This is a genomic window from Pseudomonas sp. UFMG81 (assembly GCF_015354575.1).
Classification (GTDB): Bacteria; Pseudomonadota; Gammaproteobacteria; order Pseudomonadales; family Pseudomonadaceae; genus Aquipseudomonas.
Map to the genome: position 1 here is coordinate 95,337 of NZ_JACAFQ010000022.1, position 20,303 is coordinate 115,639.

Annotated in this window: 21 protein-coding genes; 7 read left to right on the forward strand and 14 right to left on the reverse strand. The window is 65.6% G+C overall.

Features of this window, described 5'->3' with window-relative positions:
- The 5 genes from IX761_RS17340 to IX761_RS17360 form a co-directional block, all read right to left on the reverse strand.
- Complete coding sequence (locus IX761_RS17340) at positions 1–954, reverse strand: methyltransferase (RefSeq protein ID WP_194790794.1); 954 nt, start codon at positions 952–954, stop codon at positions 1–3.
- Positions 954–2,258, reverse strand: coding sequence for an iron-containing redox enzyme family protein (locus IX761_RS17345; RefSeq protein ID WP_194790795.1), 1,305 nt, complete (start codon positions 2,256–2,258; stop codon positions 954–956). Before IX761_RS17345 ends, IX761_RS17340 begins: the two co-directional genes overlap by 1 nt.
- A 14-nt stretch (positions 2,259–2,272) precedes the next feature.
- Positions 2,273–2,449 carry a hypothetical protein gene (locus tag IX761_RS17350; RefSeq protein ID WP_194790796.1) on the reverse strand — a complete coding sequence of 59 codons (177 nt, stop codon included), beginning with the start codon at positions 2,447–2,449 and terminating at the stop codon, positions 2,273–2,275.
- Positions 2,450–2,515: 66 nt separating this feature from the next.
- Positions 2,516–2,698, reverse strand: a complete 183-nt coding sequence (locus IX761_RS17355; protein ID WP_194790797.1) for a general stress protein — start codon at positions 2,696–2,698, stop codon at positions 2,516–2,518.
- Positions 2,699–2,912: 214 nt separating this feature from the next.
- Positions 2,913–3,791, reverse strand: coding sequence for a Dyp-type peroxidase (locus tag IX761_RS17360; protein ID WP_194790798.1), 879 nt, complete (start codon positions 3,789–3,791; stop codon positions 2,913–2,915).
- 182 nt (positions 3,792–3,973) lie between these two features.
- Between IX761_RS17360 and IX761_RS17365 the strand changes: the two genes are divergently transcribed.
- Complete coding sequence (locus IX761_RS17365) at positions 3,974–4,870, forward strand: bile acid:sodium symporter family protein (protein ID WP_194790799.1); 897 nt, start codon at positions 3,974–3,976, stop codon at positions 4,868–4,870.
- Positions 4,871–4,939: 69 nt separating this feature from the next.
- On the opposite strand, the gene IX761_RS17370 is transcribed toward IX761_RS17365, so the two are convergent.
- Positions 4,940–5,401 (reverse strand): sterol desaturase family protein, encoded by a 462-nt coding sequence (locus IX761_RS17370; protein WP_194790800.1) that lies wholly within the window; start codon positions 5,399–5,401, stop codon positions 4,940–4,942.
- Between the two features lie 72 nt (positions 5,402–5,473).
- Between IX761_RS17370 and IX761_RS17375 the strand changes: the two genes are divergently transcribed.
- Both IX761_RS17375 and IX761_RS17380 read left to right on the forward strand, forming a co-directional pair.
- Positions 5,474–6,244 carry a class I SAM-dependent methyltransferase gene (locus IX761_RS17375; protein WP_194790801.1) on the forward strand — a complete coding sequence of 257 codons (771 nt, stop codon included), beginning with the start codon at positions 5,474–5,476 and terminating at the stop codon, positions 6,242–6,244.
- A gap of 345 nt (positions 6,245–6,589) precedes the next feature.
- Positions 6,590–7,303 carry an MgtC/SapB family protein gene (locus IX761_RS17380; RefSeq protein WP_194790802.1) on the forward strand — a complete coding sequence of 238 codons (714 nt, stop codon included), beginning with the start codon at positions 6,590–6,592 and terminating at the stop codon, positions 7,301–7,303.
- Here IX761_RS17380 and dksA read toward each other — a convergent pair.
- From dksA to IX761_RS17395, 3 genes are read right to left on the reverse strand one after another with little or no spacing between them, the layout of a single operon-like run.
- On the reverse strand, positions 7,300–7,707 hold the full coding sequence (dksA, locus tag IX761_RS17385; RefSeq protein ID WP_194790803.1) for an RNA polymerase-binding protein DksA: 408 nt from the start codon (positions 7,705–7,707) through the stop codon (positions 7,300–7,302). The two genes, IX761_RS17380 and dksA, sit on opposite strands and share 4 nt — an antisense overlap.
- Positions 7,708–7,747: 40 nt before the next feature.
- Positions 7,748–9,085, reverse strand: a complete 1,338-nt coding sequence (locus tag IX761_RS17390; protein ID WP_194790804.1) for a dihydroorotase — start codon at positions 9,083–9,085, stop codon at positions 7,748–7,750.
- Between the two features lie 2 nt (positions 9,086–9,087).
- Positions 9,088–9,648: a DapH/DapD/GlmU-related protein gene (locus tag IX761_RS17395; RefSeq protein WP_194790805.1), complete on the reverse strand. Its 561-nt coding sequence runs from the start codon at positions 9,646–9,648 to the stop codon at positions 9,088–9,090.
- 118 nt (positions 9,649–9,766) lie between these two features.
- On the opposite strand from IX761_RS17395, the gene IX761_RS17400 reads away from it, so the two are divergent.
- The gene (locus IX761_RS17400) at positions 9,767–10,321 is read left to right on the forward strand and encodes a GNAT family N-acetyltransferase (protein WP_194790806.1); all 555 of its coding nucleotides are present in this window, start codon (positions 9,767–9,769) and stop codon (positions 10,319–10,321) included.
- On the opposite strand, the gene IX761_RS17405 is transcribed toward IX761_RS17400, so the two are convergent.
- Together IX761_RS17405 and IX761_RS17410 are read right to left on the reverse strand one after the other, a co-directional pair.
- A complete protein-coding gene (locus IX761_RS17405) occupies positions 10,279–11,847 on the reverse strand; it encodes a sensor domain-containing diguanylate cyclase (RefSeq protein WP_194790807.1) in 1,569 nt (522 codons plus the stop codon). The genes IX761_RS17400 and IX761_RS17405 overlap by 43 nt on opposite strands.
- Before the next feature lie 51 nt (positions 11,848–11,898).
- Positions 11,899–12,918 (reverse strand): LacI family DNA-binding transcriptional regulator, encoded by a 1,020-nt coding sequence (locus IX761_RS17410; RefSeq protein WP_194790808.1) that lies wholly within the window; start codon positions 12,916–12,918, stop codon positions 11,899–11,901.
- Positions 12,919–13,126: 208 nt separating this feature from the next.
- On the opposite strand from IX761_RS17410, the gene IX761_RS17415 reads away from it, so the two are divergent.
- From IX761_RS17415 to IX761_RS17425, 3 genes are all read left to right on the forward strand, one after another.
- Positions 13,127–13,666: a gluconokinase gene (locus IX761_RS17415; protein WP_194790809.1), complete on the forward strand. Its 540-nt coding sequence runs from the start codon at positions 13,127–13,129 to the stop codon at positions 13,664–13,666.
- Positions 13,667–13,772: 106 nt separating this feature from the next.
- Complete coding sequence (locus tag IX761_RS17420; RefSeq protein ID WP_194790810.1) at positions 13,773–15,125, forward strand: GntP family permease; 1,353 nt, start codon at positions 13,773–13,775, stop codon at positions 15,123–15,125.
- 107 nt (positions 15,126–15,232) lie between these two features.
- Complete coding sequence (locus IX761_RS17425; RefSeq protein WP_194790811.1) at positions 15,233–15,532, forward strand: hypothetical protein; 300 nt, start codon at positions 15,233–15,235, stop codon at positions 15,530–15,532.
- Positions 15,533–15,635: 103 nt separating this feature from the next.
- Here the strand turns inward: IX761_RS17425 and IX761_RS17430 are convergent, their stop codons facing one another.
- The 3 genes from IX761_RS17430 to IX761_RS17440 form a co-directional block, all read right to left on the reverse strand.
- Positions 15,636–17,063 carry a sigma-54-dependent transcriptional regulator gene (locus IX761_RS17430; RefSeq protein WP_194790812.1) on the reverse strand — a complete coding sequence of 476 codons (1,428 nt, stop codon included), beginning with the start codon at positions 17,061–17,063 and terminating at the stop codon, positions 15,636–15,638.
- Entirely contained in the window at positions 17,032–18,522 is a 1,491-nt protein-coding gene (locus IX761_RS17435; protein ID WP_194790813.1) for a sensor histidine kinase, read from the reverse strand. The genes IX761_RS17430 and IX761_RS17435 overlap by 32 nt, the downstream gene beginning before the upstream one ends.
- Positions 18,523–18,796: 274 nt before the next feature.
- Positions 18,797–20,245 carry a sensor histidine kinase gene (locus IX761_RS17440; protein ID WP_194790814.1) on the reverse strand — a complete coding sequence of 483 codons (1,449 nt, stop codon included), beginning with the start codon at positions 20,243–20,245 and terminating at the stop codon, positions 18,797–18,799.
- Positions 20,246–20,303 lie beyond the last annotated feature (58 nt).

Sequence of the window (20,303 nt, forward strand, 5' to 3'; positions counted from 1 at the left end):
TCAGCCGTTGCGGGTGACGGTCAGGGCCACCGCGGCGATACGCTCGACCTGCTCGTAGCCCGCCTCGAGCAGTTGTTCGCCGAACACGTCGGGGTCGATCTCCCGGTAACTCCAGCTGAACGCTGGTCCCGCCAGGCGCAGGCGCACCGCTTCGAGCAGGGCATCGCGCCCCGCGACGATGGCCACGCCGCTGTACAGCAACAAGGTGCCACCGGGCGCCAGGCGCTCCCGGGCCTGCTCGACGATGCGTAACGACAGCGCAGCGCCCAGCATGCCGCCGCCGTGGCGATAGGTGCGCCGAGCCGCGTCGAGCATGTACGGTGGGTTGGCGACGATCAGGTCGAACACACCACTGATACCGTCCAACAGGTCGCTCGGCTCCACCGACACATTGGCCACCCCGGCCAGTGCTGCATTGATCGCCGTGAAGCGCAGGGCCAGCGGGTTGATGTCTACCGCGCTGACCTGGGCGTGCTGGGCGGCACGGGCAATCAACAACGCCCCCACGCCACTGCCGCAACCAATGTCCACGGCATGTTGCACACGGCGCGGGCAGTGCCGCAGGTGGTCGTGGATCACCTGGGCGAAGCGGTAGCTGTCGGGGCCGAAGAACACCGCGTCCTGGTGGTCGGTGGGCCAGGCCGAATGCACCAGCAGCAGGTCGTCCAGGCTGGACCAGCGCACCGTACTGCGCAGCAGCTCGCCGTCGTACCGCACCACATCGGCCGCCTGCAGGTGTTGCAACTGATCGGCGCTGATCAGCGAGGCCGGGAACGGCCGGCTCCAACCAAACACGTCGCGCAGGTCGCGCGCCCGTTGCCCTTGGTCGCGGGCGTTGACCCGAGCCTGGGTGGCCGGCGAGACACAGGTGAAGCGATAACCGTCGGCGCGCAAGCGCCGGCCCAATTGCAGCAGCGCCTGGTCGGCGCGGGTCTGGTCCTGGTCGAGCAGCATCAGCAAGGTCCTCCGCCAGTGAGCCCGGTGGCACGGATATAGGCGCGAGTGGCACGCAGGCCTGGGGGCTCGGCATGGCGGTTACCGGCCATGGCGGCGATCAGGTGCACAAACCCGTCCATTTGCACGGTCTCGCATGGGGTTTCCAGCGTCAGTTCGCTTTCCCACTGGCCAGGCGCCACCCGGCGCATCGGCCGCTGCCAATCAGCGGCGATCCAATCGTGCCAAAGTTGTTTTTCGTAGGCGCTGAACACGCCGAACATGCTGGCCTTGGGGCCGTCGATCAGTTGCCAGAAGCGGCACCGGCGCGGGTCCTGGTTGCGCTCGATCCAGCCTTGGGCCTGTAGCGCCTGGAGAAAACCGGGCAAGCCCTCGGGCGCTGCCAGCCACTGGTTGACGGTGCGGCCCTGCAAGCGGCAGCGATCGGCGTGCATGAACTGACCGAACACGCGCTTACGCTCCAATGCTGCGAGCAGTTCGCCCTGTAGATCGAAGCTGGCAATCAAGCTGGGTGTGTCGACGCCCAGGTCGTTCAGCCGGTAGCCCAGGCGCACCCGTTGGTAGAACGCTGCCTGGCCCTGTTCCGGCTGCAACTGGCGCAGCGCCTGCAATGCGCGCCGGGCGTGGCCGCTGGCGGCGTTGTCGATGGTCACATGCAGTTGGAAGTAATGACCGTCGATCCCTAGCTCAGCCAGTTCGTGAGTTGTGATCAACAAGTGCAGCGGTGGTTGTTCATAGCCCAGGTTGTAGCCGATGACTTCGGGCAGGTAGCCCTCGCCCGCCTGGCCGAGGGCCAATTGCAGCGCGCCTTGCAGGTAGCGCGAATCATCCAGCGGCAGGCCCTCCAGGCAACCGAGGCGGCTGAGCAGGCGCTGGTAGATAAGCACGTGGTTGCACCAGGGGTCGCCATCACCCAGCTCTTCGAGGTAAGTACGAATCAAGCCGTGGTAGCGCGGATCCCCCCAATGACGCAAACAGCCGTGCAGCCAGGCGCCATCGACCGCCTTGGTGGGCGCCACCTGTTGCAGGAACCACAGCGCCTGGGCGCGGTTGGCGAAGTAGCGGCGCGGCGCACCCTGGCGGCGTTGCATCAGGTAGTCGGCGTGCTGGTGGGCCACCATGGCGGCGTGCCGCGCGGCCCAGTGCTCGAGTTGTTCGGGGTCGTCGGGCAGGTCGTCACGGCGCTGCGTTACTTGACATAACTGCCCCGCCAGCCACGCCTGGGTGTCGCTGTCGCGGCCTGCCAGCAGGGCGTGATAACGCAACCGTGCACTGCCTGCGGGCTTGCGCGTCATGACCGTCATGCCCGGCACCTCGCTCAGGGATTCTGCGGCTTCGTTTCTGGGGAGGGGTTGGTGGTGGGCGGATTCGGTTGCTGCATCTGCAGAGAAGGTTTGCTGGGGTCGGCATCCTTGGCCGGATGGTCGTTGCGGTCGAAGCAACCGCCCAGCAAGCTCAGGCTGCCCAGCAGGTACACAAGGGGGGCGATGCGCATGGCGGGTGCCTCCGGTATCGGGACAACAGCGCAGCGCCGGTACGACCCGGCGCTGCCAGTCCTCACTTACGAACGGCCACCCTTGCGGCCGGACTCGGTGCTTGGGCGTTCGGTGCCAGGGCGCGTGCCACCAGAACTCTGGCCACCCTTGCGGCCGGCCTCTGAGGCTTTCTCGCGGTCGTTGGCGAAGTTGCCAGGATTCTTGGTACCGCCCTGGTTGCCCATTTTTTCGTGGTCTTTGTTGGCCATGGTCTTGCACCTCTGTAGCGAAGGGAGTGCACGGCGCTGTGCCGTACATGGCTTGGGAGTACGGCGATAACGGGGGATTCGGTTTATTGCCGATTGGCCGGACCGGTGGCGCTAAACAAGCGGTGAGCGCTTATTTGGGGCGCAAGGGGTGTGGGGAGCAGCAAGGGTGCGGGTTTTGCCAGCCAAAGGCCGGCAAAACCCGAGCAGGCGTGGATCAGCCGAGCAACAGACGCAGGTCCGCACCACCCTCAGCCAGTGGCGGGCACCAGTAATAGCCACCACTGAGCGGCCGGCTGAAGCGGTACAGGCCATCGACCACGCCATCCTCCAGGCCGCTCATGCGCCGCAGTTGCACCTCGAATGCATCCAGCGAGTGACCCAGGGCGACGAAGGCCAGCCCCGCGCCACGCTCGTCGGCCCAGGCCAGCGAGCGGCGGACCACGAACGCCTCGGGCTCGAAGCTCTCCTGCGCGGTGCGTTTGACGTGGGCCGATTCAGGAGCATCGTCGAGCTCTTCGTTATCGCTCAGGCGCCGGCCAATGATGTTGTCCTGCTCGTCCTGGGGCAGTGCCTTGAAGTAGTTCAGGTCGTGCTTCCACAGCTGGAAGGCGGCAAAGCTGGAGCCCGCCAGGCCGGCGACCGTCCCTGGGACGATGGCCGCTGCCACGGCGTCCTCGTCCACCGGGTTTTCCGTGCCGTCTTCGTAACCGGTCAGGTCATGGCCACCGCGATGCAGGAAGCCATCGACGCTATCGACCAAGCGCAGTGCCGGGGCCAACATCGTTTGCAGGGCCTGGGCACGCAGGAACAGCTCGCCACGCTCCTCGCCACGCAACCACAACCACAGCGCGTGCTGGGTCGCCGGGTTCTCCACCACCGCGTCCAGCTGCGGGAAGCTGCGCAGGCCTGGCACTTCGCGGCCCAGGGCTTTGACGAGTGGTGCGCCAATGCCCAGCACCAGGCTCTGGCCGTCGACTTCGGCGATCAGTTGGTCGAGCACGGCTGGCAGGGCCTCGCGTGCATCGAGGGCGAAGAACAGGTGACGGGCATGGGCCGGCACCGGGGTGGCAAGCAGACCTTGCTGGAACGGCATGACAGACTAATCCTTCGGCAAAACGCGAATGCTACTGCGCGCGGCGCGGCATCGCAACGCGACGGGGGGCCGCTGGGGTACGGGGCTTTGGTAACAAACGGTTACCAAGTACCCAGTGATGCAATTAGCTATCGTTCAGACCACGCCTAGACTCCTCGCATCCTTCGGCCGAGAACCCACCCATGACTGCCTCGCCTTTGCTGACCGCCATCCTTCCCCTGGCCCTGGGCATCATCATGCTCGGCCTGGGCCTGTCGCTGACCCTGGCCGATTTCGCCCGGGTGGTGAAATACCCCAAACCGGTAGTCATCGGCCTGGCCTGCCAGATCCTGTTGCTGCCGCTGGTGTGTTTCCTGATCGCCAACGGCTTCGGCCTGGAGTCGGCGCTGGCGGTGGGCCTGATGCTGCTGGCCGCCTCACCGGGCGGCACCACCGCCAACCTGTTCAGCCACCTGGCCCATGGCGATGTGGCGCTGAATATTACCCTGACGGCGGTCAACTCGCTGATCGCCATCCTCACCATGCCGTTGCTGGTCAACCTGTCGCTGATCTGGTTCATGGAATCGGACCAGGCCATCCCCCTGCAATTCGCCAAGGTGATGCAGGTGTTCGCCATCGTCCTGCTGCCGGTGGCGCTGGGTATGCTGATCCGCCACTGGGCGCCGCGTTTCGCCGGGCGCATGGAGAAACCCATGAAGCTGGTGGCGGCGCTGTTCCTGGCCTTCACCATCGTCCTGGCGCTGGCCAAGGACTGGCAGACAGTGGTCGAGTACGCGCCGATCGTGGGTGGCGCGGCGTTGCTGTTCAACCTGCTGAGCCTGGGGGTGGGTTACTGGCTGCCACGGTTGTTGAGCATCCCGAAACGCCAGGCGATCGCCATCGGCATGGAGATCGGCATTCACAACGGCACGCTGGCCATCGCCCTGGCACTAAGCCCGTCGCTGCTGAACAACGCCACCATGGCGGTGCCGGCGGCGATCTACAGCCTGATCATGTTCTTTACCGCGGGGGCATTTGGCTGGTGGGTGAGCCGGGGGCGTGGTGCCGAGAAGATCGGTGAAAGCGAGGTTGCGCGCTGATCCGAAGGCCTATCGCCGGCACACGCTCTGTGGGAGCCAGCTTGCCGGCGATAGGGCCGCCACATGCTCCTAGCCCTGTCGGCGTTGCAACTGTTTCTTCAGCACCCGCAACGGCGGTGCATAGAAAAACCCGAACGACACACTGCCCTGGCGCCCTTTCACCGCATGGTGCAACTGGTGCGCCTGATGCAAGCGTCTGAGGTAGCGGTTGACCGGCTTCGGTGCCCGCGGCCAGTGGCGGTGAAACACGCCGTCATGGGCCAGCACATAGGCCAACCCATACCCCGCCACACCGCCACCCACCCACTGCAACGGTGCATGCCCGGCCTTGCCCAGCACCACCAGCGCGGTGGCGATCAAACCAAGGGCGACGAGGTACAGGTCATTGGTTTCCAGCATGCCCAGCTGCGGTTCATGGTGCGAGCGGTGCAGCCACCAGCCCCAGCCATGCATGACGTACTTGTGGGCCAGCGTGCCGACGCCCTCCATGGCCACCAGGGTGCCGAACAGCACGGCGAGATTGAACAGCATGGGACGGTCCGGGGGTTGGCAACGAAAGGCGCAAGGGTAACATTGCCCACAGGTCATTCGGAGGGATTTTCCATGAAGGATGTACACGCCTCGGCCAGCACCGGCTACACCCGCCATTCGGGCAACTACGAGCAGGGCCGGCCGGGCTACCCCGCCGCGTTGCGCGATTGGCTGCAAGGCAGCCTGGGCATTGACCGCGACACGGCAGTGCTGGACCTGGGGGCCGGCACTGGCAAGTTCACCCGCCTGCTCTGCCCGCTCACGCCCAGGCTCACGGCGGTGGAACCGGTGGCCGCCATGCGCGAGCGCTTCGCTGAACAACTGCCGGGCGTGACCGTGCTGGACGGCAGCGCCCAGCATATCCCGGTCGCCGACGCCAGCCAGCAGGTGGTGGTTTGCGCCCAGGCCTTCCATTGGTTCGCCGACGCCGCCGCGCTGGCCGAGATCCACCGCGTGCTGGCACCCGGCGGCCGCCTGGGGCTGGTGTGGAACGTGCGTGACGAGTCGGTGGATTGGGTGGCGCGAATCACCGCCGTCATCACCCCCTACGAAGGCGACACGCCGCGCTTTCATACCGGGCGTTGGCGTGAGGCTTTCGATGGCCGCTGGTTCAGCGCGCCCCAGTTGACCACCCTGCCCCATGTCCACGAAGGCAGCCCGGAAACGGTGATCCTCGAGCGCCTGCGCTCGGTCAGCTTCATCGCCGCCTTGCCCCAGGCCAGGCAGGACCAGGTCATGGGCCAGCTGCAAGCGCTGATCGACAGCCACCCGGACCTCAAGGGCCGCGCGCACATTGCCTTCCCTTACCAGACCCAGGCCTTCGTCTGCCAACGGCTGGTGTAACACAATCGTCATGCGCCGCGCCTTGACCCCATCCAGGTCAAGGCGTATGGTCCGCCGCGCATTCACGCATCCCCCACACAGGAGACCCCTGCATTGGACAGTAGCCCCAGTCGCTTGCGACAGGCCCACACGGCGAGCTAGTCCGGCAGCGTCCCTGCCCCTGTCTCGCCGCACTCGGTAGACGGTGGTTTTCCTGGCCTGCAATGGCCGAACCTTCCTCCTCTTCCCCGCCCCGCCACTTTTGCAGGCGTGTCGGCACGTGGTCCTGCGCATTCACCGTTTTCATTTAGTGCCGCCATTTAAGCGGCGCCTGCATGGGCATTGGCCCATGGAACGAGGTTCGCTATGGATTGGAAAATCTTTCTGCTGCGCGTGAGCGTGGCCCTGCTGCTCGGCGCGCTGATCGGCGCCGAGCGTCAACTGCGCCAGCGCCTGACCGGCCTGCGCACCAACGCGCTGGTCAGCACCGGCGCCTGCCTGTTCGTGCTGATGACCCAGGCCGTGCCGGGCATGGTTCCCGGCGATGCCTCGCGTATCGCCGCCTATGTAGTGTCGGGCATCGGCTTTCTCGGCGGTGGCGTGATCATGCGCGATGGCTTCAACGTGCGTGGCCTGAACACCGCCGCGACCCTCTGGTGCACCGCCGCGGTGGGTGTGCTGTGCAGCCTGGGGCTGCTGCTGGAGGCAGCACTGGGCAGCCTGGTGGTGCTATGCGCCAACATCTTGCTGCGCGACATCGCCCAGCGTCTCGATCGCCAGGAGGTGCTGCCGGCCAGCGAGGTCGAGCAGCGCTTCGAGGTGCGCATCGTCTGCCGCGCCGAGGACGAGATTCAGGTGCGTAGCCTGATGCTGCACAGCCTGAGTGACCCAGGCCTGCGCCTGCAATCGCTACACAGCGAGGATTTGGCCGACCCAGCGCGCCTGGAAGTGCGCGCCGAGTTGCTCGGCAGCCCGCAGGCGCCCGCCGCGCTGGAGCGCCTGGTCAGCCGGGTGAGCCTGGAAAAAGGCGTAAGCGCGGTGCGCTGGCAATTGCAGGCCCAAGCCGTGAGCTGCGACTAGCCGCCTGCGCGCAGGTGCCGCTCCCGAAGCTCCTGGCGCTCCTTGGCCTCGATACTGAGGCTGGCGGTGGGCCGTAGCAGCAGGCGGCGCAGGCCGATCGGCTCGCCGGTTTCCTCGCACCAGCCGTAATCCCCCCGGGCCAGGCGTTCCAGCGCCTGGTCGATCTTGTCCAGCAGCTTTTTTTCCCGCTCCAGGGTACGCAGTTGCCAGTGCCGCTCTTCTTCGGCGCTGCCGATATCGGCCAGGTCGCTGTGCACTTCCTGTTCGCGCAAGGCGCGGAACTCCTGGTCGATGCGAACCTGTAGCGCGTCACGCTGGGCCAGCAGCAGGATGCGAAAGTACTGGCGCTGGGGTTCGTTCATATAGGCGCTGGCGGGTTGGCGCAGCAGTTCGTCTTCGGTCATGGGAATCGCTCCTTCAGGTATCTGTTTGCCGGCGAACGGGTCAACGCTCGAACATCAATGGCAAGCCCTGGCAAGCCTCCTGCACCTGGCCCTCATGCCAGGCCAATTGCCCGGAGACCACGGTGCTGCGCACAACATGGTGGAAGCTGTGCCGCTGGAATGGCGTCCAGCCGCAATGGGCCAGGATCGGCTCTGTGGCTACCGGGCGCGGCGATGGCAGGCGCTCGACCAGGGCAAGGTCGGCCCAATAGCCTTCGCGCAAATAGCCTCGCTCACGGATGGCAAACAACTCGGCCACCGCATGGCTGGTCTTGTGCACCACCTGCGCCAGGCTCAACGCCCCTTCGCTGACCAGCTCCAGCGCCGCCGGCAACGCGTGCTGCACCAGCGGCAGGCCGGCCGGTGCACGGGCGTAGGCGCGACGTTTCTCTTCCAATGTATGTGGGGCATGGTCGGTACCGATGACGTCGATACGGTCCTCGGCCAGCGCCCGGCGCAGCGCCTGCCGGTCGCTGGCGGTCTTGATCGCCGGGTTGCATTTGATCAGGTGGCCGAGGCTGGCGTAGTCGCTGTCGTCGAAGTGCAAGTGGTGCAGGCACACTTCGGCGGTGATGCGCTTGCCGGTCACAGGCCCGGGTTCGAACAACGCAAGTTCCCGGGCGGTGGTGAGGTGCAGTACGTGCAGCCGGGTACCAAAACGCCGGGCCAGCTCGACGGCCAGGCTGGATGAGCGATAGCACGCCTCGGCATCGCGGATCAGCGGGTGCGCCGCCGGCGGGATGAACTCACCATGCCGGTCACGCCACCAGGCTTCGTTCTGCAGAATGCTTGGGGTGTGTTCGCAGTGGGCAAGGACAAGGGTTGGCGCGTAGACGAACAGCTTTTCCAGCACCTGTGGCTCATCCACCAGCAGGTCACCGGTGGAGGCGCCCATGAACACCTTGATCCCCGCCACTTCACGCGGGTCGAGGGCGGCAATGGTGTCGAGGTTGTCGCGGCTCACCCCGAAATGAAAGCCGTAGTTGGCCCGTGAGCCGGCGGCCGCACGGCGCTTCTTGTCCGCCAGGGCGTCCAGGGTCAGCGTCGCCGGGTAGGTGTTGGGCATGTCCATGAAGCTGGTGATGCCCCCTGCCACTGCCGCGCGCGATTCGCTGGCGATGCTGCCCTTGTGCGGCGCGCCCGGATCGCGAAAGTGCACTTGGTCGTCGATCATGCCTGGCAGCAGGTACGCGCCCTGGGCATCGATCTCCCGGGTGGCCTGGCAGTTGACGAGGCTGCTTTCGATCTGTTCGATGCGCCCGCGCCTGACCAGCAGGTCGCTGTCGAACTCACGCCCTTCGTTGACCAGCCGCGCGTTGCGTATCAGCAGTGTGTCCATGCTCAGAACTCGTTCTGCAGGGCCTTGTAGCCCCGGACCAGGTCGATGTTGGTGCGCGCCACATCTTCGGAGAAGGCCGACGCCGAGACGCTGACGGGCGGATAGCCGGCCAGGTCGGTGTGCGGGCCGATATGCTCGGTGGGTGGCACATAGAAGCCCGGCGGCAGGTCACGGCCATCGACCACCGAGTTGTGCCGCACCACGCACCCGTCGCCGACCGTGCAGTTGAACAGCACGCTGTTGAAACCGATGAACACCCGGTCGCCGACCACGCACGGGCCATGCACGATGGAGCGGTGGGCAATCGAGCTGTACTGGCCGATACGCACCGCCGCGCCGGACTTGGAGTGGATCACCACGCCATCCTGGATATTGGAGTTGGCGCCGATGACGATCGCTTGCATGTCGCCGCTGGCGTCCACCTCGTCGGCGCGAATCACCGCGTAAGGGCCGACGAACACGTTGTCCTGAATGATCACCTTGCCGCAGATGATCGCCGTGTGGTCGATATAGGCCGACTCGGCGATGACAGGGAGATGGCCGGATGGGTTTCTGCGGATCATGAGGGGCGCTCTGGCAAGATGAGGTGGCATTAAATGTTACGTTATAACACTGTAGTTGCAACCCCCCTGCACTCAGGTACCCTGTGACTCCCCAGCCTGCAGCCGTTGACCCGTGCCCATGCGCATACGCCCTACCCTTGCCAGTGACCTTGCCTGGCTTCCCGACATCGAGCGCTCCGCCGCCCAGGCATTCCGGCAGTACCCGGCATTGGCCTGGCTGGCCGACAGTGACGTGATGGACAGCACCGCGCACGCCGACTTCGTCGCGGGCAACGGCAGTTGGGTGGCGGTGGATGCGCAAGACCGGCCGCTGGGCTTCCTGTGCGCGGCGCTGGCCGGTGACACGCTGCACATCCATGAGTTGTCGGTGTACCTGGATGCCCAGGGGCAAGGGCTCGGGCGGCGGTTGCTGGATCGGGCGGTGCAGGCGGCCCGCGAGCGAGGGTTGTGCGCCATGACCCTGACGACCTTCGCCGAGGTGCCATGGAATGCACCTTTCTACGGCCGCTACGGGTTCATCGTGCTAACGGCCGAACAACTGGACGTGCGCTTGCGTGGAGTGCTCGCCACGGAGCGCGCCCACGGCCTGGAGGGGCGCTGCGCCATGCGCCTGGCGCTCGACAGCGCTGCTCAGGGCGCAGCGGCCACCGTCACGCGCCCTGCCAGGCAATAGCGATCGCGCCCCTGGCGCTTGGCTTCGTACAACGCCGCATCCGCCGCCGCGATCAAGTTCTGCGGCGTGACCGTCTCCAGCGTTGGCGCGCCCACCGCGATCCCGGCACTTACCGACACCTGCCCCAGCGGGCTGCCGCCATGCTCGATGGCCTGGCGCCGCAGCAATTGCAGGATCTCCTGGACGATCAGGCTGGCGCCCTGGGCATCGGTCGCGGGCAGCAACAGGGTGAATTCTTCACCGCCATAACGCACTGCCAGGTCCCCCGGGCGCTTGAGCACCTGTTGCAGCAAGTCGCCGAAACGGCGCAGGCACTGGTCGCCCGCCGGGTGGCCGTAGCGGTCGTTGTAGGCCTTGAAGTAATCGAGGTCGAGCATCACCAGGGCCAACGCATAGCCCTGGCGGTGCGCCCGGCGAATCTCTGGCTCCAGCACCGCATCCAGGCGGCGGCGGTTGCCCAGCCCGGTCAGGCTGTCGGTCATGGCCAGGGCCTTGAGGGTCTGGTGCGCCTGGTGCAGGGCGCGTTCGATGGCAATGCGTTCACGCAACTGGCGCAGCACCATCCAGCCGAAACCGGCCAGGCCGACCAGCAGCAGCACCAGCACGCCCAACGACTTGAGCATGTCGTGGCGCCATGGCGCGATGATCGACTCACGCGACAAGCCCGCTTCCACCACCAGCGGGTAGCTCGACAATGCGCGGAACCCATACAGCCTTGGGGTGCCGTCGACCACTGCCACCGCCTCGGCCACCCCTTCGCTGGCATAGGGCAGGTATTGGCGGAAGATCTCGCTGCCAGCCAGGCTGCGGCCGATCACCTGTTCGACGAAGGGCCGGCGCACGAGGATGGTGCCGTCCCGTTTGGCCAGCACCAGCGCGCCGCGCTCGTCGATCTTGAAGTCACCGTAGTAGCGCACGAACCAGTCGACTTTGATGGTGCCCAGCAACACCCCGGCGAAGCGGCCATCGGGGTGCTCCAGGCGGCGCGAGATAGGGATGATCAGGTCGCCCGTGGAGCGGCTGCGCACCACCGAGCCGATGCGCACCTGGCGGCCCCGGTGGGTGCGGTGGTAGATGAAGTAGTCACGGTCGGCGTTGTTGGCGTTGGGGGGGATGGCGTCCTGGTCGGTGACGATCCAGCTGCCATCCGGCGCGTAGACGAACAAGCCGTGCAATTGCGGCATGATCTGCGCCTGTTGCTTGAGCAGCGCGTGCAGGCGTGGCCGGTCGATGTGCGCGAAGCCGTCGCCCTCCAGGCGCTCGGCCAGGGCCGCGGTGATGGCGTCGACCTGGCGGATGGCATCCTCGGCGTGCTGGGCGGTAGCCCGGGCCAGGTTGCTCACCGCGTTCTCGGCGTTGCTGTACACCTGGCGGTAGTCGCGCCAGATCCGCCAGCCTTCGATCGCGACGAACGCCAGCATTACCGCCGCCATGAACCCGAGCACCAGGCGGAACAACGCCACCGCGCGCCGTTCGCTGGTCAGCGCGAACAGGCCGTCTTCAGTCTGTTTCCTGGCTGCACACATTGAAATTCCTTGTCATTGAGCGTCAACCGCCAATGACTATAGCGTGCCCGGTCAGGAACTCTCGCGCTGCATCAGCTCGAAACCGAGGTCCTGCTGCTCGCAGGCCACCCGCTTGCCGTCGAGCAGCGCCAGCAACGCCTGGGCCGCGCCGCGCCCTACGGCCGCCCTGGGGGTGCGGATCGAGGTCAGCGGCGGGACCATGTGCGCTGAGGCTGGCAGGTCGTTGAAGCCGACCATCGCCACCTGCCGAGGCACCTCGATCCCCTGGCGCAAGGCCTGGAGCACCGCGCCCTGGGCCAGGTCGTCGTTGCAGAAGAAAATGCCGTCGACATCGGGTGCCTGTTCAAGCAGGCGGCTGAACAGCGCACCGCCCAGCCCGATGGAGGAAGGTTGCGGGTCCAGCATCTCCAGTTCCTGGGCCTGCAACCCCGCCTCGGCCAGGGCCTGGCGGAAGCCTTCGGCGCGCTGCATTACCCGCGGGTCGAGTTGCGCGGCGATGAACCCCAGGCGCCGCCGCCCGCGCTCGATCAGGTGGCGCGCCGCTGCGCGCCCGGCCTGGTGCTGTGAGAAGCCCACCGACAAGGCGCCAGCCGCACCGCCCAGCTCCATCATGTGCACGCAAGGCACGCCGCTGGCGGCGAGCATCTGCCGCGCACCTTCGCTGCGGTCGAAGCCGGTGAGCAGCATGCCGCACGGTTGGTAGGCGAGATAGTTGCGGATCAGGTTCTCTTCTTCGGCCAGATCGTAGTGATAGTTGCCGATCAGCACTTCGAGGCCGCGTGGCCGCATCACCTCGTGAATGGCTTCGAGGGTGTCGATGAACAGCTGGTTGGACAGCGACGGGATCAGCACCACCACCGACTGGCTGCGCGCCGAAGCCAGCGCCCGCGCCGCCGGGTTGGCGACATAGCCCAGGCTGGACGCCGCGGCCATGACCTTTTCCACCAGCTCCGGCGCCACAGTGCTGACGCCGCGCAGGGCGCGGGAGGCGGTGATGGGGGAAACCCCGGAAAGCCTGGCGACTTCTGCCAGGGTGGGGCGACCTGTGGTGCGCGAACCGATACGTGCCATGGATGTTGTAATTTTACTACTTGCAGGAATGGGGAACGGTCACTAAGGTAGCGCTGTCTCAGGACGCAGGCAATGCAATCTTGGTAGCAGCCCCTCAAGGCGCGTCCATACTGCACAAGACAAGACCAATAACACCCGGGAGGGTGGCGCTGACGGGTTTCACTCGTTGCTGCAAAGACAGCGCTATCTCACCCAGCAGGAGGTACAGATGAACCCTTCCCTGTCCGCGATCGTGGTCATGGGCGTGGCTGGCTGCGGCAAAAGCAGCATCGGCGCCGCCATTGCCACCCGCAGCGGCGGCCGCCTGATCGAAGGCGATGCCTTCCACCCCGCCGCCAACATCGCCAAGATGAGCGCCGGCATCCCCCTCGACGACGACGACCGCGCCGGCTGGCTGTTGCGCCTGGGCGAGGAACTGCAGGCCACCCTCGCCGCAGGCGAGCGCCCCATCCTCACCTGCTCCGCGCTCAAGCGCCGCTACCGCGACACGCTGCGCGAAGCCGTGCCGACGCTGTGCTTCGTATTCCTCGAACTGACCCCGCAGGAAGCCGAAAAGCGCGTACTCGCCCGCCCCGGCCATTTCATGCCGGCCAGCCTGATCGAAAGCCAGTTCGCCGCCCTGGAGCCACCCCACGGCGAACCCCTGACCCTGGCGCTGGATGCCACGCACCCGGTCGCAGCCCTTGCCGAGGCCGCCGATCAATGGCTAAAGCCCTGCGGTGAGCGGAGCCTGGCGCGGACCGCCTGAACCGGCGGTTACCGGCTCACCAAAGACAGCGCTGTCTCATCAAGCAAATGCTGCATAAACATAAGCAACGCCAAAACAACAACGACAAGACCGAGGCATACAACCCATGTTCGGACTGGCTACTGATACCTTCCTGCTGCTCGACGCACTGGTCACCATCGTCGGGCTGATCCTGCTGATCACCCATTTCAAGGTTCACCCCTTCGTCGCCCTCACCCTGGCTGCGGGCTTTCTCGGCCTGACCTCCGGCATGCCGGTGGCCAAGGTGATGAAGTCGTTCCAGGACGGCTTCGGCGGCGTACTGGGCTTTGTCGGCATCGTCCTCGCCCTGGGCACCATGCTTGGCAAGCTGATGGCCGATTCCGGCGGTGCCGACCAGATCGCCCAGACCCTCATTCGCGCCTTCGGCAAGCAGAAAGTGCACTGGGCGATGATGTTCGCCGCCTTCCTGGTGGGTATTCCGCTGTTCTTCGAGATCGGCTTCGTGCTGCTGATCCCGCTGGTGTTCATCGTTGCCCGGCGCTCCGGGGTGTCGCTGGTGAAGATCGGCATCCCGCTGCTGGCCGGCCTGTCGGTGGTGCATGGCCTGGTGCCGCCGCACCCGGGCCCGCTGCTGGCAATCGGTATCTTCCACGCCGACATCGGCAAGACCATCTTCTATGGCCTGCTGGTGGCCCTGCCCACCGCAGTGATCGCCGGCCCGCTGTTCGGTAACTTCATTTCCCGCTACATCCCCGGCAACCCGTCGCAGGAGCTGATGGACCAGATCGCCCGCGAATCGGACCAGAAGAACCTGCCAAGCTTCAGCGTCACCCTGATCACCGTGCTGCTGCCGGTGGTGCTGATGCTGCTCAAGACCTTCGCCGACGTGGTGCTACCGGCCGAGCACATCGTGCGCCAGTGGATGGACCTGATCGGCCACCCGATCACCGCCCTGCTCGCCGCCCTGCTGCTGGCCTTCTATACCTTCGGCTCGGCACGCGGCTTCAACCGCCAGCAGATCATGAAGATGCTCGACCAGAGCCTGGCCCCCACGGCCGCGATCGTGCTGATCGTCGGTGCCGGTGGCGGCTTCAAGCAAATGCTGGTGGATACCGGCGTGGGCAACGTGATCGGGCAGATGGCGGTGCAGGCCGAGATCTCGCCGATCATGCTGGCCTGGCTGGTGGCGGCGGTGATCCGCATCGCCACGGGCTCGGCCACCGTGGCCACCATCACCGGCGCCGGCATCGTCGCCCCGGTGATCGACCTGGTGCCGGGGGTCAATCGCGAACTGCTGGTGCTGGCCACTGGCGCCGGCTCGCTGATCCTGTCTCACGTCAACGATGCCGGGTTCTGGCTGGTCAAGCAGTACTTCAACATGACCGTGGCCGAGACCTTCAAGACCTGGAGCATGATGGAGACCATTCTGTCGGTGGTCGGCATCATCTTCATCATGCTGCTGTCGATGGTGGTGTGACCGCTGATCGGGGTGATGGCACCTGTTCGATGAGGGCATGGCCCAAGTGAGCAAGAGGCCCTGCGCTGGCAGGGCCTTTTTTGTTTCCATCGACAGGAGCCTGCCCCATGAAACATGCCCTGCTGCTCGCCGCCCTGCTCGCCTCACCCCTGGCTTTGGCCGCCGGGACCGGCGCCACCTACCCCGACGATCCGCACAACCCGGCCCCCCAGCCGGGCGTGGACAGTACCCTCAACCCGATCGAGAAGCCCATGCCGCGGGATACCGACCCACGGATCAAGGGCAATGACCCGGACAGCCCGCCGGCCGAGCAGAACGATGACCGTGATTTGCCGGGGATGGGGGGTAGTGGCTCGGAAGGGATGGGGCGCGGGGGCAATGATGCAGGCAGCGGTGGCAAGCCCTGAAGACCTTGCGGCCCTATCGCCGGCAAGCCGGCTCCCACAGTTATGTGCATGGCTTGCACGACCGCTGTGGGAGCTGGCTTGCCAGCGATGAGTCCTCGCGGGCTCACCACTGACGCTTATCAGGCCGGGTCAGCCCGAGCTTTTCGATCTTGTAGCGCAACATGTCCCGCGACAGCCCCAGCAACCTGGCCGACTTGGTGACGTTCCAGTCGGTGCGGTCCAACGTGCGGCAGACCATGTCGCGCTCCATGTCCGGCAAGCTGCCGGTATTCTCCGGCTCATGCCGTGGCGCCTCGAACGGCAGCACCGACGCGGTGTGCACGATGGGTTCGTCGACCAGGGTCATGCACAGGTTCAGCTGGTGCGCGCCAATCACCTCGCTGGGTGCCAGCAGAACCGTCTGCTCGAGCATATTGCGCAGCTCGCGCACGTTGCCCGGCCAGCTGTAGCTGAGCATCAGCGCTTCGGCCTCGGCCGAGAAACGCAGGCCCGGCTTACCGTAGCGGCGCCCGTGATGGGCGAGAAAATGCCGGGCCAGACGCAGGATGTCCTGCCCCCGGGCATACAGGCGCGGCACCTTCAGCGCGATGATGCGCAGGCGGAAGAACAGGTCGCGGCGGAACTTGCCCTGCTGGACCATCTGCTCGAGGTTGCAGTTGGTGGCGCTGATCACCCGCAAGTCGACCTTGCGCTCCTTCACTGCGCCGATCCGGCGGATGCTGCGGTCTTCAAGCAGCTTGAGCAGTTTGGCCTGCAGCACCAGGTCCATCTCGCCGATTTCGTCGAGGAACAGGGTGCCGCCGTCCGCCGCCTCGACCAGCCCGACGCGGCGCTCCTTGGCATCGGTGAAGGCCCCCTTCTCATGCCCGAACAGCTCGGCCTCCAGCAGGTTGGCCGGGATCGAGGCACAGTTGAACTCGATGAACGGCCCCTTGGCGCGGCTGCCATCGAAGTGCAGGGCACGGGCCACCAGCTCCTTGCCGGTACCGGTCTCGCCCTCCACCAGCACCGGCGGCAGGTCGTCGCTGGCCATGCGCCGTTCGGCGTCGAGCAGCTGGCGCAGGGTGTGCTTGAGCTCGAGCATCACCGGCGACTCGCCGATCAGCGCCTGCAACCCCGACTTCTGCGCCTCGCGCTCCTGGTAGAACGACAGGGTGCGCTCCATGCGCTCGGTGGCCAGGGCCTTGTCCAGCATGAGCTTGAGCTCGGCCAGCACCACCGGCTTGGTGAGGTAGTGGAAGGCCCCCTCTTTCATGGCCAGCACGGCGTCTTCGACGTTGCCGTAGCCGGTCATCATGATCACCTTGAGCTCCGGTGCCTGGGCCGCCAGGGTACGCAGCAGGTCGTGGCCGCTCATGCCCGGCAGCGAGTTGTCGGTGAGCACCGCGTCGGGCTGGGCCCGCGCCACCTGCTCCAAGGCCAGCTCGGCGCTATGGCACACGCTGACTTCGAAGCCCTTGAGCTTGAGGTAGGTGCTGATGTTTTCGGCAAGGATTTCATCATCCTCGACTACCAGGATGTTGTGATACATGGTCCCCTCCCGCTGCGATATCGAAAATGAGGCTGACGCGGGTTCCTTCCTCTTCACGGCTGCTCAGTTCAACCGAGCCGCCGAAGCGTTCCATGATCCGTTTGACCAGGGCCAGGCCGACACCCAGGCCGCCCTGCTTGGTGGTGAAGAACGGCTTGAACACCATGCGCCGCTGCTGCTCGCTCATGCCCTTGCCGGTGTCGCAAACCGTCAGTTGCGCCCGCTCCCCGTCCACCACTACCTCAGCACGTAGCTCGCCGCCACGGGGCATGGCCTCCAGGGCGTTGGCAAACAGGCTGTTGAGAATCTGCGTGAGCTGCAGTGGCTGGCTGGCCACCCATTGTTCTGTGGGACCGCTGAAGCTGAAGCTGACACCGTTGCGCTCGATTTGCGGGGCGAAGGTCTGCCGGGTGTCTTCGATGGACGCCACCAGGTCGACCGCTTCGGGCTCGTCGCTGGTCGGGCGCAGCGACACCAGCAAGTCGCGCACCCAGCGCGACATGCGGTCGACCTGGGTGATGATGTCGCCGATGTTCTTCTGCGCCACCGGGTTGGCGATCAACTGCGCAAGCTCGGCGCTGGAGCGGATATTGGCCAGCGGGTTGCGCAGGCTGTGGGCCACCGCCGAGGACATCTCGCCCAGGGCGGCATAGGTTTCGCTGGCCACCAGACGGTCCTGCTGGTGGTGCAGCATGCCCGCCGCGCGACGCACGATCCAGAACAGCCCGAAATAGATCAGCGCCCCGCCGGCCAGGGTCGAACCCCAGATCAGCACGTAGCCGCGCTTGATCCGCCGCACCAGGTCCTGCGGCTCCTTGTAGATTTCCACCATGGCCAGCACCTGCTCGCCCTGGCTGTCGAACAGCGGAATGTAGTTCTCGATGAACAGGTGCCGCGGCTCGCGCTCGAACTTCTGCTCTTCACGGTCCTCGTCGGCCTTGTGGTAGCTGGCCGAGACCGACTTGCGCGAGCGGAAGGCGTGTTCGAGGTCGTCGTCCTCGTCGATGCGCTTGCCGATCAGGTTCGCGTTGGTCGACCAGACCACGGTGCGGTCGCGGGCATAGACGTTGGCCAGCAAGGTGTCGGGCAGGTGCTCGACATGGTCGAGGAACTCCTCACGGGTCGATTCGGCCAGTTGCGGGCTGAACTGCAAGTGCTGCTGGTCCAGGCGTGGGTCGAGCAGCTCACCCATCGTGGTGCCTGGGGGCAATTGCGAATGGCGCACTTCGGCCTGGGCCATGGCCTGGATGAACTGCGCCGTGAGCATGGCGTCGCGCTCGACGCTGTCACGCACCACGAAGCGAGTCGACACGTAGCCCAACCCACCGGCCACCGAGGCGATGATCAGCAGGCTGACCAGCGAGAACCAGCGCAGCAGGTTGAACTGGTGCAGCGGCATGGCCGGCCCCACTTGCGGGGAAGCCTCTTTGTCGACGCTTTGGTTCTCCAGCATCTGCATCGCTTCGCTCCTGCCTGCATGCCGCTTGAGGAGGACCACTCTGGCGCTGCTACCGGGGGTAGCAGGACCATGGCAGTCGCCGAGGTCGTTTCAAGGGGAAAAGCAAGAAATCAGCCAGTAATCGAAATCCTGCTAAAAAACGATATGAATCAATAGGCTATAAGATATTCATGAACTTCAATCTGGAATAATTCCCCACATTTGGGTGTTTATTACCCAAAAACATTAATTCGTTAATATTCAATACGTTAAAAGATAGTTAAGATAAACAGCTTCAGCTCTGAGCCAGCCGGAAACTCAACGAAACCCGCGTGCCAGTGCCCTCGCCGCTGCTTAGCTTCACCGACCCACCAAAACGTTCCATGATCCGCTTGACCAGCATCAACCCCACCCCCAGCCCACCCTGCTTGGTGGAGTAGAACGGCCGAAAGGCCAACCGTTGCTGCTGCTCATTCATGCCTTTGCCGGTATCTGACAGGCGCAGGGTAAGGTGGCGCCGGTCATGACGCGCCACCTCCACCCGCAACTCCCCCCCCTGCTCCATCGATTCCAGGGCGTTGGCGATCAGGCTGTTGAAGATCTGCCCCAGCAGTGCGGGATGGCCCAGCACCTGCACCGGCGGCAGTTCGGCCAGGCATACCTGCACGCTGCCCCGTCGCAGCGGCACGGCATAGGCCTGCAGGCTCTCGCACAGGACCTGAGCCAGGTCGACCGGCACCGCTTCGTCATTGAGCGGGCGCAGCGACTGCAGTAATTCACGCACCCAGTGCGACATGCGGTCGACCTGGCTGATGATGTCATTGACGTGCTTCTGCGCCGGCCCTTCGTCGAAGGCCTGGGCCAGTTCGGCGCTGGAGCGGATGCTCGCCAGCGGGTTGCGCAGGCTGTGGGCCACCGCCGAAGACACCTCGCCCAGGGCGACGAAGGTTTCATTGCCGATCAGGTGCTTCTGCTGCACCGCCATCACCCGCGCGGCCCGGCGCATGATGCCGTACAAGCCGGCATAGACCAGCCCGGCGCCCACCGCGACAGCCAGCCAGATCAACATCAAGCCATGCTCGATACGCACGATCAGGTCGTGAGGCTCCTTGTACACCTCGACCATGGCGGTGACCTGGTCACCATCGGCGGCGAACAACGGGATGTAGTTCTCGATAAACAACTGCTCCGGCGGGGTGATGAACTTCTGTTCGCTGCGCGCCTGCTCGACGTTGTGATAGCTGGCCGACACCTGCATCCGGTACTCGAAGGCGTGGTCCAGGTCGTCGTCGGACTCGATCAGCTTGCCCACCAGCGCCGGGTTGCTCGACCAGATCACGGTGCGATCCGGCGCGTAGATGTTGACCAGCAGCATGTCCGGCAGGTGGGCGATATGGTCGAGGAACTCGCCGCGGGCCCGGCGCCGGGCCTCGGGGTCGACATCCGACATGGCATGGTCGGTGCGCGGGTCGAGCAGCTCGCCCATGGTGCGCACATTGGGGATCGACACGTGGCGCACTTCGGCATCGGCGATGGAGGTGATGAACTGGGCGGTGAGCAGCGCGTCGCGCTCGACGCTCTCGTCGATGATGAAACGGCTGGAGATCAGCCCCAGGCCCACGGCCACCGAGACGATGATCGCCAGGCTGACCCAGGCGTACCAGCGCAGCAGGTCGAAGGGGCGCCGCGCCACGCTGGCGTCGCCGGCGGGCGTGACTGTGTCGGGACGGGGGGCGAGGTCCATGGCGGGCTCCGCGGCTGGGCACCTCTAGAGGTTATAGCCTGTGCACGCCGGCCTTGCC

Excerpts from the sequence above, each read along its gene's own strand:
- IX761_RS17340 (WP_194790794.1), bottom strand. The coding sequence starts at position 954 with ATGCTGCTCGACCAGGACCAGACCCGCGCCGACCAGGCGCTGCTGCAA.
- IX761_RS17345 (WP_194790795.1), bottom strand. The coding sequence starts at position 2,258 with ATGACGGTCATGACGCGCAAGCCCGCAGGCAGTGCACGGTTGCGTTAT.
- IX761_RS17350 (WP_194790796.1), bottom strand. The coding sequence starts at position 2,449 with ATGCGCATCGCCCCCCTTGTGTACCTGCTGGGCAGCCTGAGCTTGCTG.
- IX761_RS17355 (WP_194790797.1), bottom strand. The coding sequence starts at position 2,698 with ATGGCCAACAAAGACCACGAAAAAATGGGCAACCAGGGCGGTACCAAG.
- IX761_RS17360 (WP_194790798.1), bottom strand. The coding sequence starts at position 3,791 with ATGCCGTTCCAGCAAGGTCTGCTTGCCACCCCGGTGCCGGCCCATGCC.
- IX761_RS17365 (WP_194790799.1), top strand. The coding sequence starts at position 3,974 with ATGACTGCCTCGCCTTTGCTGACCGCCATCCTTCCCCTGGCCCTGGGC.
- IX761_RS17370 (WP_194790800.1), bottom strand. The coding sequence starts at position 5,401 with ATGCTGTTCAATCTCGCCGTGCTGTTCGGCACCCTGGTGGCCATGGAG.
- IX761_RS17375 (WP_194790801.1), top strand. The coding sequence starts at position 5,474 with ATGAAGGATGTACACGCCTCGGCCAGCACCGGCTACACCCGCCATTCG.
- IX761_RS17380 (WP_194790802.1), top strand. The coding sequence starts at position 6,590 with ATGGATTGGAAAATCTTTCTGCTGCGCGTGAGCGTGGCCCTGCTGCTC.
- dksA (WP_194790803.1), bottom strand. The coding sequence starts at position 7,707 with ATGACCGAAGACGAACTGCTGCGCCAACCCGCCAGCGCCTATATGAAC.
- IX761_RS17390 (WP_194790804.1), bottom strand. The coding sequence starts at position 9,085 with ATGGACACACTGCTGATACGCAACGCGCGGCTGGTCAACGAAGGGCGT.
- IX761_RS17395 (WP_194790805.1), bottom strand. The coding sequence starts at position 9,648 with ATGATCCGCAGAAACCCATCCGGCCATCTCCCTGTCATCGCCGAGTCG.
- IX761_RS17400 (WP_194790806.1), top strand. The coding sequence starts at position 9,767 with ATGCGCATACGCCCTACCCTTGCCAGTGACCTTGCCTGGCTTCCCGAC.
- IX761_RS17405 (WP_194790807.1), bottom strand. The coding sequence starts at position 11,847 with ATGTGTGCAGCCAGGAAACAGACTGAAGACGGCCTGTTCGCGCTGACC.
- IX761_RS17410 (WP_194790808.1), bottom strand. The coding sequence starts at position 12,918 with ATGGCACGTATCGGTTCGCGCACCACAGGTCGCCCCACCCTGGCAGAA.
- IX761_RS17415 (WP_194790809.1), top strand. The coding sequence starts at position 13,127 with ATGAACCCTTCCCTGTCCGCGATCGTGGTCATGGGCGTGGCTGGCTGC.
- IX761_RS17420 (WP_194790810.1), top strand. The coding sequence starts at position 13,773 with ATGTTCGGACTGGCTACTGATACCTTCCTGCTGCTCGACGCACTGGTC.
- IX761_RS17425 (WP_194790811.1), top strand. The coding sequence starts at position 15,233 with ATGAAACATGCCCTGCTGCTCGCCGCCCTGCTCGCCTCACCCCTGGCT.
- IX761_RS17430 (WP_194790812.1), bottom strand. The coding sequence starts at position 17,063 with ATGTATCACAACATCCTGGTAGTCGAGGATGATGAAATCCTTGCCGAA.
- IX761_RS17435 (WP_194790813.1), bottom strand. The coding sequence starts at position 18,522 with ATGCAGATGCTGGAGAACCAAAGCGTCGACAAAGAGGCTTCCCCGCAA.
- IX761_RS17440 (WP_194790814.1), bottom strand. The coding sequence starts at position 20,245 with ATGGACCTCGCCCCCCGTCCCGACACAGTCACGCCCGCCGGCGACGCC.